12 protein-coding genes are annotated in these 14,235 nt (G+C 71.4%); 8 read left to right on the top strand and 4 right to left on the bottom strand.

The annotated features are described in order from the left end of the window. Positions 1 to 54 precede the first annotated feature (54 nt). Positions 55 to 1,566, bottom strand: coding sequence for an MFS transporter (locus ACZ4N4_RS36230; protein ID WP_467596850.1), 1,512 nt, complete (start codon positions 1,564 to 1,566; stop codon positions 55 to 57). A gap of 97 nt (positions 1,567 to 1,663) precedes the next feature. Between ACZ4N4_RS36230 and ACZ4N4_RS36225 the strand changes: the two genes are divergently transcribed. Beyond that, positions 1,664 to 2,239 carry a TetR/AcrR family transcriptional regulator gene (locus tag ACZ4N4_RS36225; protein ID WP_453573397.1) on the top strand — a complete coding sequence of 192 codons (576 nt, stop codon included), beginning with the start codon at positions 1,664 to 1,666 and terminating at the stop codon, positions 2,237 to 2,239. Between the two features lie 24 nt (positions 2,240 to 2,263). Here the strand turns inward: ACZ4N4_RS36225 and ACZ4N4_RS36220 are convergent, their stop codons facing one another. After that, positions 2,264 to 3,568 (bottom strand): PucR family transcriptional regulator, encoded by a 1,305-nt coding sequence (locus ACZ4N4_RS36220; RefSeq protein WP_467596847.1) that lies wholly within the window; start codon positions 3,566 to 3,568, stop codon positions 2,264 to 2,266. Between the two features lie 142 nt (positions 3,569 to 3,710). On the opposite strand from ACZ4N4_RS36220, the gene ACZ4N4_RS36215 reads away from it, so the two are divergent. Together ACZ4N4_RS36215 and pruA are read left to right on the top strand one after the other, a co-directional pair. After that, on the top strand, positions 3,711 to 4,637 hold the full coding sequence (locus ACZ4N4_RS36215) for a proline dehydrogenase family protein (RefSeq protein WP_453573402.1): 927 nt from the start codon (positions 3,711 to 3,713) through the stop codon (positions 4,635 to 4,637). An 83-nt stretch (positions 4,638 to 4,720) separates the two neighbouring features. Further along, positions 4,721 to 6,352: an L-glutamate gamma-semialdehyde dehydrogenase gene (gene pruA / locus ACZ4N4_RS36210; RefSeq protein WP_453573404.1), complete on the top strand. Its 1,632-nt coding sequence runs from the start codon at positions 4,721 to 4,723 to the stop codon at positions 6,350 to 6,352. 85 nt (positions 6,353 to 6,437) lie between these two features. Here the strand turns inward: pruA and ACZ4N4_RS36205 are convergent, their stop codons facing one another. Then, positions 6,438 to 7,430, bottom strand: coding sequence for a zinc-binding dehydrogenase (locus ACZ4N4_RS36205; protein WP_467596844.1), 993 nt, complete (start codon positions 7,428 to 7,430; stop codon positions 6,438 to 6,440). Between the two features lie 104 nt (positions 7,431 to 7,534). Between ACZ4N4_RS36205 and ACZ4N4_RS36200 the strand changes: the two genes are divergently transcribed. Continuing rightward, positions 7,535 to 8,449 (top strand): LysR family transcriptional regulator, encoded by a 915-nt coding sequence (locus ACZ4N4_RS36200; RefSeq protein WP_467596841.1) that lies wholly within the window; start codon positions 7,535 to 7,537, stop codon positions 8,447 to 8,449. 223 nt (positions 8,450 to 8,672) lie between these two features. Next, positions 8,673 to 8,804: a hypothetical protein gene (locus ACZ4N4_RS36195; protein WP_089098576.1), complete on the top strand. Its 132-nt coding sequence runs from the start codon at positions 8,673 to 8,675 to the stop codon at positions 8,802 to 8,804. A gap of 127 nt (positions 8,805 to 8,931) precedes the next feature. Here the strand turns inward: ACZ4N4_RS36195 and ACZ4N4_RS36190 are convergent, their stop codons facing one another. After that, positions 8,932 to 10,524: a purple acid phosphatase family protein gene (locus ACZ4N4_RS36190; RefSeq protein ID WP_467596838.1), complete on the bottom strand. Its 1,593-nt coding sequence runs from the start codon at positions 10,522 to 10,524 to the stop codon at positions 8,932 to 8,934. Between the two features lie 132 nt (positions 10,525 to 10,656). On the opposite strand from ACZ4N4_RS36190, the gene ACZ4N4_RS36185 reads away from it, so the two are divergent. The 3 genes from ACZ4N4_RS36185 to ACZ4N4_RS36175 all read left to right on the top strand — a co-directional run bounded on the left by ACZ4N4_RS36185 (position 10,657) and on the right by ACZ4N4_RS36175 (position 14,233). Next, the gene (locus ACZ4N4_RS36185) at positions 10,657 to 11,700 is read left to right on the top strand and encodes a 3-isopropylmalate dehydrogenase (RefSeq protein ID WP_467596836.1); all 1,044 of its coding nucleotides are present in this window, start codon (positions 10,657 to 10,659) and stop codon (positions 11,698 to 11,700) included. 290 nt (positions 11,701 to 11,990) lie between these two features. Further along, positions 11,991 to 13,079, top strand: coding sequence for a branched-chain amino acid aminotransferase (locus ACZ4N4_RS36180; RefSeq protein WP_467596833.1), 1,089 nt, complete (start codon positions 11,991 to 11,993; stop codon positions 13,077 to 13,079). An 80-nt stretch (positions 13,080 to 13,159) separates the two neighbouring features. After that, complete coding sequence (locus tag ACZ4N4_RS36175) at positions 13,160 to 14,233, top strand: hypothetical protein (RefSeq protein WP_467596831.1); 1,074 nt, start codon at positions 13,160 to 13,162, stop codon at positions 14,231 to 14,233. Positions 14,234 to 14,235 lie beyond the last annotated feature (2 nt).

The raw sequence follows: 14,235 nt of genomic DNA, 5'->3' as shown, positions 1-14,235 counted from the left end.
CGTCGTCAAACGCCGGACGGGCTGACAAAGTCAGCTCGTCCGGCGTTTGTACGGTCACCTCCGCCGCAGCGTCACCGCCGCCCCCACCGCGGCCGGCACCAGCAGCACGGCCCCGGCGATCGCCGCTCCCTGCATCCCGCTGGTGAACGCCTCCCGTGCGGTGTGCAGCAGGGCCTCTCCCGCGGGCCCCGGCAGCCTCCCCGCCGTGGCCAGCGCGCCGCCCAGCGTCTCGCGGGCCTCCGCCGGGGCCGTGGCCGGCATCCCGTGGCGGTAGACCGCCGTACCGATCGACCCCAGCACGGCCATGCCGAGCGCCCCGCCGAACTCGGTGCTGGTCTCCAGCAGCGAGGAGGCCGTACCCGCCCGTTCCACCGGTGCGCCGGTCATCGCGAGGTCGGTCAGCTGGGACATGATCGCGACCATTCCGCAGGCCAGCACCCCGGCTCCGGTCAGCACCAGCCACAGCGAGTCGGTGCCGACGAGGGCGAGCAGGACGAACCCGCCCGCCATGGCCGTGAAGCCGCCGGCGACGACGTAGCCCCGGTCGACGCCCCGCTGGACCAGTTGTGCCGTGACCGGACCTGCGACGCCGATGAAGACCGAGGGCAGCAGACTCCACAGCGCCGCCTCCAGGGGGCTCTTGCCGAGCACCGCCTGCAGGTACTGCGTGGTGAAGATCGCCGAGCCCATCATGGCGAGCGAGGCGACGAGGTTCAGGACCAGCGCCGGGGTGAAGCCACGGCCCCTCAGCAGGGCCGGGGGGACCAGCGGGGAGGCGCCGGTGCGCTGGCGGTGGACGAAGAGCGCGGCGAAGAGCAGGCCGACGGTGATCGAGACGACGTACAGCGGGTGCCAGCCCTCGGAGGGGATCTCCTTCACGCCGTAGACCACCGGGAGCACGGCGGCCATCGACAGCGGGACGCTCAGCCAGTCGAAGCGGCCGGGGGAGGGGTTCCTGGACTCGGGGAGCAGGATCGGGCCGAGCACCAGCAGCATCACCATCGCGGGCAGGTTGACCAGGAAGACCGAGCCCCACCAGAAGTGCTCCACGAGGATCCCGCTCATCACCGAGCCCAGGGCGATCCCGCCGGTCATCACGCCGGACCACAGGCCGATCGCCTTCGCGCGCTGGCCGGGGTCGGTGAACATCGTGCGCAGCAGGGCCATCGTGGACGGCATCAGGGTCGCGCCGCCGATGCCGAGGATCGCGCGGGCCGCGATCAGGGTTCCGGCGCTGTCGGCGTACGCGGCGAGCAGCGAGGCGCCGCCGAAGGCCGCGGCGCCGATCAGCAGCAGCCGCCGGCGGCCGACGCGGTCGCCCAGTGCGCCCATCGTCATCAGCAGGCCGGCCAGGACGAAGCCGTAGACGTCCAGGATCCACAGCTGCTGGGTGCCGCTCGGGCGGAGGTCGGCGCCGATCGCGGGGAGGGCGAAGTAGAGGACCGAGACGTCCATCGAGACCAGGAGCAGCGGCAGCATCAGCACGCCGAGTGCGGTCCATTCGCGGCGCCCGGCACGGGAGTTGGTCTCAGGTGTGCTCGTGGTCGTGCTCGTCGGGTTCTTCATGCCAAGGAATGTACGGGCGTCTTAAACGCTTGTCTAGAACGTTTGTATAAGTCATGCGTCTAGGACGGTTGTATGGATCCCGGGTAGGGTGGTCGGCATGGGACACCGTGAGGATCTGCTGGACGGCGCCAAGCGCTGCCTGCTGGAGAAGGGGTTCGCGCGGACGACGGCGCGCGACATCGTCAAGGAGTCGGGGACCAACCTCGCCTCGATCGGCTACCACTACGGCTCCAAGGACGCGCTGCTCGCGCAGGCCTACATCGCGCTGGTGGAGGAGATGTCCTTCGAGGGCGGCGACGGGGGGCTGACCGGAGCGCCCGGCTCCCTCGAACGGTTCCGTGAGGTGTGGTCGAACATCGTCGACAGCATGCGCGGGCCCGGCTCACTGTGGCGGCTCAGCGTGGAGATCGTGACGATGGGCGATCAACTACCGGAGGTGCGCGACCAGTTGGCGCGCGCCCAGCGCGAGGGCGGCCGGGGCCTGACCTCGCTGCTGATGGGCGTACCGGAGGAGGAGGTCTCCGACGAGACCGCCGACACCCTCGGCCGCTTCTACATGACCCTGATGTCCGGCCTCATCTCACAGTGGACCTTCGACCCGAAGACCGCGCCCGACGGCGACGCGCTCACCGAGGGCCTGCGCCAGATCGTCGAGGCCGCGACCCGGACCTGACCTGCGGCCGCGAGCGGGCGGCGACTACAGCCGCGCCCTCTTCAGCGCCATGTGCAGCAGCAGCCGGTCCTCCCCGTCGTCCAGGTCGAGGCCGGTGAGCTGCTCCACGCGGGACAGGCGGTAGTACAGGGTCTGCCGGTGGATGCCGAGGGCCGCGGCCGTACGGCCCGCCTGGCCCGCGCAGTCCAGGTACGCCTCGGCGCTGCGGGCCAGTTCCCGGTGGGCCGGGGTCAGCAGGACGGCCACCGCCGGGTCGTGCGAGGCCTCCGGCGGCAGCGCGGTCAGCAGCCGGTACGGGCCGATCTGCGCCCACTCGGCGACCGGCCCGAACCGGGGCTCGGCCAGCGCGGCGCGGGTGGCCGCGGCGGCCTCCTGCCAGACCGTGCCCAGCTCGGCCAGGCCTGCCCGGGCCTCGCCCACCCCCGCGGCACAGCTTCGGGCCGCCGCGCCCGTGAACCCGGCGGCGACGGCGGCGGCCGTGCGCGCCCCGGCCCCGCGCGCCGACGCTGACGCCGGCCGGGCCGACCGGGCCTCCTCCGCCTCCTTGAGCAGCCGCGCGGCGGCCGTCAGGGCGGGGGTGACCGCGTCCGTGCTGCGCAGCCGGACCAGGACGGCCAGGCTGTGGCCCGTCGCCCCCCACGGCAGCGTGCACAGCGCGGTGGCGTGCGGGACCGTACGCGGGGACGGGGCGTCGTCCGGGTCGGCGGACGGCCAGGGGGCGACACAGACCATCGTGTGCGGGCCGTCCGCACGGGCGCCGAGGGCGGTACGGAACTCGGCCACCGCCATGTCCCGTTGCCAGCCGGGCTCCGCGACCAGCACCGCCCGCAGCTCCCGGCCAAGACCCGCCCCCGCCTGCGCCTCGTCCGCGAGCAGCGCGCCGATCCGCCCCGCCACCCCCATGGCGGCGGCCAGCTGGGTGTCCGTCGGACCCGGATCGTCGTCCAGGAGCCAGACGTAGCCGAGGACGACACCCCGATGGCGTACCGGCAGACAGATCCTTGCCCGGTACACCCCCGCCTCCGGCGTACGCGGGATACGGACCGGCCCGGTCGCCCGGGTGATGCCGAAGCCCTCGAACCAGGCGCGGACCGCCGCGGTGGAGCGCCGGGTCAGGATCGAACGGGTCCGGACCGGGTCCAGCTCCGACGGATCGAGGTCGCCCTCACTGTCGTACGCCCCGAACGCGATCAGCTCGAAGTCGCGGTTCTCCAGGGTCGCCGGGACGCCCAGCAGCTCGGAGATCTCGTCGACCAGCTCCTGGTAGTCACCCTTGAATTCGGACGTCACCCGGGCATTCTCCCGCAATTCCCGAACGCCTTCATACATCTGTCTGAGATCTGCGGCACGGATGCGTGACAGCTGTCGATGGCTCACGATCGGAGAGATCCCTAACTTTCACGGTGGTTCTCCGTGCCGTATCCACACCGTCGGATCGCGGCCGTTCTGGCATGTGTTGTGGAGGTGCCCCGTGCTGGGTCCCGTGATTCTCGCCGCGTCGCGCAGCGACCGGATGCGTCGTCTCATCTCGGCGGCCCCGGTGACGAAGCAGGTCGTCGACCGCTTCATCCCCGGTGAGTCGGTCGACGACATCGTCCCGATCATCGAGGAGCTCACCGGCCGCGGCCTGGAGCTGACCATGGATGTCGTCGGCGAGGACATCACCACCCCGGAGCAGGCCACCGCCGCCCGGGACGCCTACCTGGCACTCGTCGACCGCCTGCGCGGGCTCGGCCTCGGCGAGCGCGTCGAGATGTCGGTGAAGCTGTCGATGTTCGGACAGGCGCTGGAGGGCGGCCACGAGCTGGCCCTCGCGAACGTCCGCCCGGTCGTCGAGGCCGCCGCCGCCATCGGTACCACCGTCACCCTCGACGCCGAGGACCACACCACCCTCGACTCGATGTTCGCCATCCACGAGGAGCTGCGGAAGGACTTCCCGGGGACCGGCTGTGTCATCCAGGCCTACCTCTTCCGCACCGAGGCCGACGCCCGCCGCCTCGCCGCGGCCGGCAGCCGGGTCCGCCTGGTCAAGGGCGCCTACAAGGAGCCCGCCGAGGTCGCCTACCAGCAGAAGCACGAGATCGACAAGGCGTACGTGCGGATCCTCGGGACTCTGATGGAGGGCGAGGGGTACCCGATGGTCGGCTCCCACGACCCCCGCCTCATCTCCATAGCCCAGGAACTCGCCCGGCGCGCCGGGCGCAAGCCCGACGAGTACGAGTTCCAGATGCTGTACGGCATCCGCGGTGACGAGCACCTGCGGCTGGCCGCCGAGGGCCACCGGATGCGCGTCTACACCGCCTACGGCACCGACTGGTACGGCTACTTCATGCGGAGGCTCGCGGAGAAGCCGGCGAACCTGCGCTTCTTCCTCCGCTCCATGCTCAGCAAGGGCTGAGGCGTACCCCTCCCGCCCGCCGCACGCCCTTCTCCCGCCCGCCCCCGGCAACACCCGCTCACGTACAAGGAGTTACGGATCTCATGGACGCTGTGACCCAGGTCCCCACCCCCGTCAACGAGCCGGTGCACGGCTACGCCCCCGGCTCGCCCGAGCGCGCCCGCCTGGAGGCCAAGCTCAAGGAGCTGGCCGACAACCCCATCGAGCTGCCGATGACCATCGGCGGCGAGAAGCGGCTCGGCGGCGGCGAGCAGTTCCAGGTCGTGCAGCCGCACAACCACAAGTCCGTCATCGGCACCGGCCGGCACGCCACCCAGCAGGACGCCAAGGACGCGGTCGACGCGGCCCTCGCCGCCGCGCCCGCCTGGCGCGCGATGTCCTTCGACGACCGCGCGGCCATCATCCTGCGCGCCGCCGAGCTGCTCTCCGGCCCCTGGCGCGAGACCATCGCGGCCTCCACCATGCTCGGCCAGTCCAAGACCGCCCAGCAGGCCGAGATCGACAGCCCCTGCGAACTGGTCGACTTCTGGCGGTTCAACGTCCACTACGCCCGGCAGATCCTCGCCGAGCAGCCCCCGGCCAACTCCCCGGGCGTGTGGAACCGGATGGACCACCGGCCGCTGGAGGGCTTCGTCTACGCGATCACGCCGTTCAACTTCAGCGCGATCGCGGCCAACCTGCCCACCGCCCCCGCCCTCATGGGCAACGTGGTGGTCTGGAAGCCGTCCCCGACCCAGACCCACGCGGCCGTCCTGCTGATGCAGCTGCTGGAGGAGGCCGGGCTGCCCAAGGGCGTCATCAACCTGGTCACCGGTGACGGCATCGAGGTCTCCAAGGTCGCCCTCGAGCACCGCGACCTCGCCGGCATCCACTTCACCGGCTCCACCAAGACCTTCCAGCACCTGTGGAAGACGGTCGGCAACAACATCGAGAAGTACCGCACCTACCCGCGTCTGGTCGGCGAGACCGGCGGCAAGGACTTCGTGGTCGCCCACCCGTCGGCCGACCGCGCGGTCCTCAAGACCGCGCTGACCCGCGGCGCCTTCGAGTACCAGGGCCAGAAGTGCTCGGCGACCTCCCGCGCCTACATCCCGGCGTCCATCTGGAACTCCGGCTTCAAGGAGGAGTTCGCCGCCGAGGTCGAGTACCTCACCATGGGTGACGTCACCGACCTGTCGAACTTCATCGGCGCCGTGATCGACGACCGTGCCTTCGCCAAGAACAAGGCCGCGATCGACCGCGCCAAGGAGGACCCGACCTGCACGATCGTCGCGGGCGGCTCCTACGACGACTCGGTCGGGTACTTCGTCCGCCCGACCGTCGTCGAGTGCTCCGACCCGGAGAACGAGGTCTTCCGCACCGAGTACTTCGGCCCGTTCCTCGCCGTGCACGTCTACGAGGACGACAGTTACGACGAGATGCTGACCCAGATGGAGTCGGTGTCCGAGTACGCGCTCACCGGCTCGGTCATCGCGGGCGACCGCGCGGCGGCGGCGTACACGATGGAGAAGCTGCGCTACGCGGCCGGCAACTTCTACATCAACGACAAGTCGACCGGCGCCGTCGTCGGCCAGCAGCCCTTCGGCGGCGGCCGTGCCTCCGGCACCAACGACAAGGCCGGCGCCCCGCAGAACCTGCTGCGCTGGACGCTGACCCGCGCGATCAAGGAGACCCTGGTCGCCCCGACCGACTACTCCTACCCGCACATGGGCTGACCCACAGCCCACCCCAGCCCGGGCCGGGAAGCCTGACCCACGAGCAGGCTTCCCGGCCCGTTCCCATGCCTCGCCCGAGGCGGCATCAGACCGCCCGGACCAGGATCTTGCCGGTGTTGCCGCCATGCAGCATCAGCAGGAACGCCTCCACGATCCGCTCGAAACCGTCGACCACCGTCTCGTCCGCCACCAGGGCACCGCTGCGCAGATGCGGCACGGCGAAGTCGTACAGCTCCTCCTGTGCGTCCTGGTGGTTCCGCACCAGGAAGCCCTCGATGCGCAGGCTCCGCTCCACCACACGGGCGTGGTCGAACACCACCGGAGGCGCGTCCGGGGTGTTGTACTGGCTGATCGTGCCGACCCGTACCACCCGGCCCCGCTCGCGCAGCGCGCCGATCGCCGCACCCAGGTGGTCGCCGCCGACGTTGTCGACGAAGACGTCGATGCCGTCGGGGGCGGCCCCGGCGAGGAGGGCGGCGACCGGGGCGGCGCGGTAGTCGAAGGCCGCGTCGTAACCGACCTCTTCGGTCAGGTACCTGACCTTCTCCGGGCTTCCCGCGCTGCCGGTCAGCCGCCCGGCGCCGAGCAGCCGGGCGAAGCGGCCGGCCGCCGTGCCGACCCCGCCGGCCGCGCCGGAGACGAACAGGTCCTCGCCGTCGCGCAGCCGGGCGATCCGGGTGAGCGCGACGTAGGCGGTGAGCCCCGTGCCGCCCAGCACGCTCAGATACGCCGACAGCGGGACGCCCGGGTGGTCGGGGATGCGCCGGACCTCCTCGGGGCGGACCACCGCGTGGGTGCGCCAGCCCTGCCGGTGCACGACGAGCTGCCCCTCCGGCAGGGACGGGGTGCGGGAGGCGACGACCCGGCCGAGTGTGCGGCCCTCCAGCGGGGCGTCCAGTTCGAAGTCGCCGTCCATCATCTCGCGGTGGTACGGATCCACCGACCAGTAGAGGCCGGCCACCAGGGCCGTGCCGGGGGCCGGTGCGGGGACCGGGGACTCGGCGAAACGGAAGTGGGCGGCCGTCGGGAAGCCCGTGGGGCGGGCGGTCTGGTGCACGGTGAGCGCGTTCTCGGTCATGGCAGGGGACCGTAGGCAGGAATGCCGGGCCCGGGCACCGGGTTGGGCTCATGGAACACGCCGATCCATGAGACGGCCTCATACCTGCAGGCGGGAGACCCCGAGTGACCGCAGCCGACCTGGCCCCGCAGGAGCTTCGCATCCTCGTCGCCGTGGCCGACGAGGGCGGCTTCTCCAGCGCCGCCGTCCGGCTCGGCGCCACCCAGTCCGCGGTCTCCCACGCCGTCCGCGGTATCGAACGGAAGCTGGGCGCCGTGCTGTTCGAGCGCGGCCGGTTCGGTGCCCGGCCGACCCCTGCCGGAGAGCGGGCGGCGGCCCACGCGCGCCGGGTGCTGCGGATGCTGGAGGTGATGGCGGCCGACGTGCGGGGCGCGGCCGGCGGCGAGGCCGCGGGCCCGCTGCGGGTCGCGGCGTTCCGCGGCGCGGCCCTGCATCTGCTGCCGCCCGCCCTGGAGCGGCTGGCCGCCCTGCACCCGGCCGTCGAGGTCACCGTGGCCGTCGTACGGGAGTTGGGGCCCGGCACCGCGGGCGAGGTGGCCGCGGGCCGGGCCGACCTCGGGATCGCGACCTTCGGCGACACCTCGGAGCTGCCCCCCGGACTGGTCGGCGGGGTGCTGCTGGAGGAGCCGTACTCCCTGGTGCACCCGGTCGGGCATCCGGCGCCGCGCTCTCTCCCGCTCGTCGACTGGAAGGAGAACTGCGGCTCCTACACCCGCGACTGGTGGGCCGCCCAGGACTGGATTCCGGCGGCGACCGTCACCGCCGAGGACGACGGGGCGGTGCTCTCGATGGTGGCCGGCGGTCTCGGCATGGCGATCATGCCCGCGCTCTCGCTCACCGCCGCCCCGCCCGCGGTGGCGATCACCGACCTCGGCCCGCGGCGGCCGTACCGCCGCGTCGGTTACGCGACGACTGCGGAACTGGCCGCCACGCCCGCCGTACGGGCCCTGATCCGGATTCTGCGCTCGCTCGGCCGGGGGACCCCCGAACGCACGAAGGGGCAGCTCAGGGCGGTGTGACCCGGTCCGCCGTCTCAGATAGTAGGAAGTCCGAGTAATTGTGCAGACAGAAGCGGGCCGTTCCCTTACGTTTGTAGGAGCCGAACGTCTCGCTCGACCAAGCGAATGGCGGTCGTGAGCCGGGCCCCGTGCAGGCAACCCCTGCGGCACCGCTCCCCGCCCCTTCCGGCGTCTCGCAACCCCCCATTGCCGTACTCCATGTATGTCGAAGGAGTCGATTCCCATGGCCGAGACGACCGTCCGCCGCCGCGTCCGCCACGTGTCCCGCACCAGCGAGTCCGAGCGCAAGAACGCCGCCGCCGCCCTCCAGCGCGCCCTCGACCGCCGCGACAACGGCGGCGAGACGGGCCACTGAACCCACCTGGAAAACGCCGGTAACACGTGTAACACCCCCTTGACCGGGAGCCGCACCCGCACGGAGTACGGCGCGGCCGGGACAGCCGCGCCGTACTCCGGGGTGTGCTTCGGCACGTACTCCGGTGTCAGCCGCCCCGCCGGATCTCGAAGTGGTCGATCCGCGCCCCGCTCTGCGCCAGCGCCGACACGCGCAGCCTCGCAGTGGTGCCCGCCTCCGCCTCGACCTTGAGGAAGGAGAAGCCGGTGTACCGCACCCGCGACCACTCCACCGTCTCCGCCACGTTGTGCTGTCCCTCGCTCCAGTGGAAGCTGCGCACCGCGCCGTGCCGGGTGACGTGCCCCTCGTAGCTGTCCTTGACCCCGGACGGGAACGAGTACAGGTCCCGCCCGCCGCCGCCCGCCGTGACGTACACGATCCCGTCCCGCGTCGGGTCGGTCGAGCCGCCGACCGGGACCGCGCGGCCGACCCCGCCGCCCTTCACCGCATCCGTGCGCTCGTAGACGTGGTTGTGCCCGTTGACGACCAGGTCCACCTGGTACTCGGTGAACAGCGGCAGCCAGGCCGCCCGGATCCCGCCGTCGGAGGCGTGCGCGGACGTCGAGTACGCGCAGTGGTGGAAGAAGACGACCACGAAGTCCACGCCCGGCGCGGCCCGCAGCTCCTTCAGCTTCTTCTCCAGCCACTTCGTCTGCCGGCCGCCGCTGTAGCCGAGGTTGGCGGGGATCTCGTACGACACGTCGTTGGCGTCCAGCGCCACGAAGCCGACGTTGCCGTAGGTGAAGGAGTACACGCCCGGCGCCCCGTGCGGGTCGAAGCCGTTGTCGGGGAGGGCGAAGCGGGCGTACTGGCCGCCGTAGCCGTCGGGGGAGTACCAGGCCTCCATGTCGTGGTTGCCGGTCGTCACCATCCAGGGGACCGACCGCGCCACCGGGTCGTTCTGCCGCAGGAACCGGTCCCACTCGCGGGCGTCATAGCCGTCCGAGGTGCGGCCGGAGCCGTTGCCGTCCGCGTAGCAGATGTCGCCCGCGTGCAGGTGGAAGGCCGGGTTCTGCTTCAGCAGCGCGTTGTCGGCCGCCTTTCCGGCCCGGCTGACGCCCTGGTCGCCGAAGGCCGTGAACACGAACTTCTCCGGACTCGCGGGCGCGGTACGGAAGGGGGTGATGGTGGCGCGGTGGTCGGGGGCGGCCGGGTCCCAGCCGTCGTGGCCGACGCCGTAGTAGTACGTCGTACCGGGGGTGAGGCCGTCCAGGGCCGCATGGACGTAGTACTGCTCGACCACCGGGCGCACCCCCTGCACCCCGGGCGTGTGCAGATGCCGGATCTCCGCGGCGACGCGCCGGCCCAGGTCGTCCGGGCGCGTCCCGATCCGCACGAACGGCTTCTGCACCGCGAACGGCACCTGCCAGGAGATCCGCATCGCCGTCCTCGGGTCGGCGCCGAAGGCGAGATGGCGGCCGAACGGCACGACGGCCGCGCCGCGGATCGCCGAGGTGGCCGGCGCCGGGTTCGCCGTCTTCTTCGCGCAGCCCGCCAGCAGGCCGCTGCCCGCCGTCATGCCCGCCACCGCGCCCGCCGTCACCAGCGCCCGGCGGCTCACCAGCCGGCTGCGCAGGTACTCGTACTGCTCGGCCATGCTCATCCGGGCGGCGAGCCGAGGCGGGATGCCGAAGTCGGGGACGGGGGGTCCGGGGGGTGTCCCCCTGGAAGGCACAGTCATACGGGGAAACCTGCCCAGCGCAGGCCAACACCGGTCACACATACGGGTGAACGCAGGGCGACGGAACGACGCGCGGCGTCCGTATGGCAGACAGATCGTGTCATCCCATGGGACGAGGAGTAGGGTGCCGACATGTCTCGCAGCATCGATCTCGCAGTGATCCCCGGTGACGGCATCGGGCAGGAAGTCGTGGCCGAAGGCCTCAAGGTCCTCTCCGCCGTCCTCCCGGAGGACGTGAAGCTGGAGACCAAGGAGTACGACTTCGGTGCCCAGCGTTACCACGCCACCGGTGAGACCCTCACCGACGCCGACCTCGACGCGCTGAAGCAGCACGACGTCATCCTGCTGGGCGCCATCGGCGACCCCAGCGTCCCCTCCGGTGTCCTGGAGCGCGGCTTCCTGCTGAAGCTCCGCTTCGCCTTCGACCACCACGTCAACCTGCGTCCGTCGAAGCTGCTCCCGGGTGTCGCCACCCCGCTGGCGGGCGAGCCGCAGATCGACTTCGTCGTGGTCCGCGAGGGCACCGAGGGCCCGTACACCGGCAACGGCGGCACCATCCGCAAGGGCACCGAGCACGAGGTCGCCACCGAGGTGTCCGTCAACACGGCGTTCGGTGTCGAGCGGGTCGTCCGGGACGCCTTCGCCCGCGCCCAGGCCCGCCCGCGCAAGAAGCTCACGCTGGTCCACAAGAACAACGTGCTGACCTTCGCCGGGCACCTGTGGACGAACATCTTCAACAAGGTGGCCGAGGAGTTCCCCGAGGTCGCCACGGACTACATCCACGTGGACGCGGCCACCATCTTCCTGGTGACCGACCCGGGCCGGTTCGATGTCATCGTCACCGACAACCTCTTCGGCGACATCATCACCGACCTCGCCGCGGCCGTCTCCGGCGGCATCGGCGTCGCCGCGAGCGGGAACATCAACCCGTCCGGCGAGTTCCCCTCGATGTTCGAGCCGGTCCACGGCTCCGCGCCCGACATCGCCGGCCAGGGCAAGGCCGACCCCACCGCCACGGTCCTGTCCGTCGCCCTGCTGCTGCGCCACCTCGGCTACGAGGCGGAGGCCGCCCGGATCGAGGAGGCCGTCACCGCCGACCTCACCGAGCGCCAGGGCAAGCCGGCCCGCTCCACTTCGGAGATCGGCGACGCGCTCGCCGTACGAGTAGCCGGCTGACCCGCCGCGCTGCCGATCGACTTCGAAGCCGCCGGGTCGCCCACGCGCCCGGCGGCTTCCCCATGCCTGCCGCCGGGTGCCACCATCAACCCCGGGTCCGCATTCACCCCGATTCCGTTCATCCCGGCCCCCGCGCGATAATCGAACGCGGAGCCGCGCTATGAGGGAATGCTCGGACGTCCTACGACGGGCCAGCCGTCCTACGGCAGGACAGCTGGTCCTACGACTGGACACCGGCCGTACGGGTGTGAGCGCGGCCCATCACTACAACCGGTGAAGGACTACCACTGATGACGACGCCCACGATCGAGCTCAAGCCGTCCGCGCACCCGCTCGCCGCCGCCGAGCGCGAGGCGATCCTGGCCAGCCCCGGATTCGGCCGCCACTTCACCGACCACATGGTGACGATCAAGTGGACCGAAGGCCGTGGCTGGCACGACGGCCAGCTCGTTCCGTACGCGCCGATCCCCCTCGACCCGGCGACCAACGTCCTGCACTACGCCCAGGAGATCTTCGAGGGCCTGAAGGCCTACCGCCAGCCGGACGGCTCGGTCGCCACCTTCCGCCCCGACCAGAACGCCAAGCGCTTCCAGCGCTCCGCCCGCCGGCTCGCCATGCCCGAGCTGCCGGTGGAGACCTTCATCGAGGCCTGTGACCTGCTCGTCCAGCAGGACAAGGACTGGGTCCCGGCCCACGGCGGCGAGGAATCCCTCTACCTGCGCCCCTTCATGATCGCCACCGAGGTCGGCCTGGGCGTCAAGCCGGCCAACGAGTACCTCTTCCTGGTCATCGCCTCCCCGGCCGGCGCCTACTTCCCCGGCGGGGTCAAGCCGGTCTCCATCTGGGCCTCCGAGGACCGGGTCCGCGCCGTTCCCGGCGGCATGGGGGACGCCAAGACCGGCGGCAACTACGCGGCCTCCCTGCTCGCCCAGGCCGAGGCCGCCGCCCAGGGCTGCGACCAGGTCTGCTACCTCGACGCGGTCGAGCACAAGTGGGTCGAGGAACTCGGCGGCATGAACCTGTACTTCGTCTACGGAGACAAGATCGTCACGCCGACCCTCAGCGGTTCGATCCTGGAAGGCGTCACGCGTGACTCCCTTCTCACCGTCGCCCGTGACCTCGGCTACGAGTCCGAGGAGGCCCGGGTCTCCATCGAGCAGTGGCAGCGCGACTCGGAGAACGGCACCCTCACCGAGGTCTTCGCCTGCGGTACGGCGGCCGTGATCACCCCGGTCGGCACGGTCAAGCGCAGCGGCGCCGAGTGGCGGCAGTCGGACGGCGAGCCGGGCGAGGTGACCATGAAGCTGCGCGAGGCCCTTCTCGACATCCAGCGCGGCAAGACGGCGGACAAGCACGGCTGGATGCACCAGCTCGGCTGACCGGTCTCCGACCGTCCGTTCGACGCGTATCGCCTCCCCCGTACGGGTATCTCCTCAGTCCACACGGGGGAGGAGCACGCGTGAGCGGACGGTCGCCGATGCCACGGCTGCGCTGGCTGATGCGGACCTTACGGACACCGCGCCGTCCGCAGAGCCTCACCGTGCTCGGACTGCTCACCGCCGTCGCGGCCGCGCTGCTGTGGCGGGCCTCGACGATGGACAACTACGGGCAGAACCTCGCCCTCAACCTCGGTACCGACATCGTCGGCGTGGTCGTCACCGTCTTCGTCATCGGCCCGCTGATATCCCGGGCCCAGGAGGGCCGCGTCCGCGAGCACACCCGCCTCGACTACGAGTGGTTCGCCGCCCAGGTGTACGGCTCGACGTCCAACGTGAAGGTGCTCGACACCTTCTCCAACCTGTTCGGCCCGCAGTTCTCCGAGCGTCTCTTCCGCGGCGTCAGATCCGCCACCGCGAGCGGCGCCCGCGTGCAGATCCTGCTGCTCGACCCCGACTCCCTCGCCGTCATCCTGCGCGGCCGCGAACTGGGCGAGCAGAGCGCCGACATCCGCCGCGACATCATGCGCAACCTGCGCACCCTGGACGCCTTCGCACGGCGCCTGGACGAGACCTCCCGGCACCTGCTGGAGGTACGGCTGTGCTCGACCTCCCCCGGCGTCACCCTCTACCGCTGGGACGAGCGCTGCCTGGTCTCCTTCCTCACCGTCGGCCGGCTCTCCGGCGAGGGCGTCCAGCTGGAGGTCGCGGTCCGCTCCCCGCTCGGCACCTTCGTGGAGCAGCGCTTCGACGAGCTGTGGCAGCAGGGCAAGCCGATGGAACGGTTCACCAGGCTCCCCGTCACCCTCGTCGACGCCACCGACGGGAGACGGGAGTTCGTCTGCCGCTTCGTCTTCCTCGACGACCGCCTGTACGTCGCCGCGCCCGACCTCGTCACCTATCTGGCCCGCCGCCGACTGGACCAACTCAGCGCGTACAGCGACGCGCTGACCGGGACCGGGCCGCACGAGGTGATCGTCGTGGACGACGAGAGCGAGCTGCACCGGCGGCTCATCCACCACTTCGGGGAGAAGTACGATGCGCACGCGGCCGCCTTCGTGGAGTTGCGGCCGTCCACGGTCCTGGTCACGGAATAGAG

The organism is Streptomyces sp. NPDC026538 (assembly GCF_055567535.1).
The sequence above is the reverse complement of the archived record's forward strand: the minus strand, read 5'-3'. Positions and strand labels throughout refer to the sequence as shown.

Coding starts and splice junctions, on each gene's coding strand:
- ACZ4N4_RS36195 (WP_089098576.1), top strand. CDS start 8,673: ATGGCCGAGACGACCGTCCGCCGCCGCGTCCGCCACGTGTCCCGCACC.
- ACZ4N4_RS36220 (WP_467596847.1), bottom strand. CDS start 3,568: ATGTATGAAGGCGTTCGGGAATTGCGGGAGAATGCCCGGGTGACGTCC.
- ACZ4N4_RS36205 (WP_467596844.1), bottom strand. CDS start 7,430: ATGACCGAGAACGCGCTCACCGTGCACCAGACCGCCCGCCCCACGGGC.
- ACZ4N4_RS36190 (WP_467596838.1), bottom strand. CDS start 10,524: ATGACTGTGCCTTCCAGGGGGACACCCCCCGGACCCCCCGTCCCCGAC.
- ACZ4N4_RS36185 (WP_467596836.1), top strand. CDS start 10,657: ATGTCTCGCAGCATCGATCTCGCAGTGATCCCCGGTGACGGCATCGGG.
- ACZ4N4_RS36180 (WP_467596833.1), top strand. CDS start 11,991: ATGACGACGCCCACGATCGAGCTCAAGCCGTCCGCGCACCCGCTCGCC.
- ACZ4N4_RS36230 (WP_467596850.1), bottom strand. CDS start 1,566: ATGAAGAACCCGACGAGCACGACCACGAGCACACCTGAGACCAACTCC.
- pruA (WP_453573404.1), top strand. CDS start 4,721: ATGGACGCTGTGACCCAGGTCCCCACCCCCGTCAACGAGCCGGTGCAC.
- ACZ4N4_RS36225 (WP_453573397.1), top strand. CDS start 1,664: ATGGGACACCGTGAGGATCTGCTGGACGGCGCCAAGCGCTGCCTGCTG.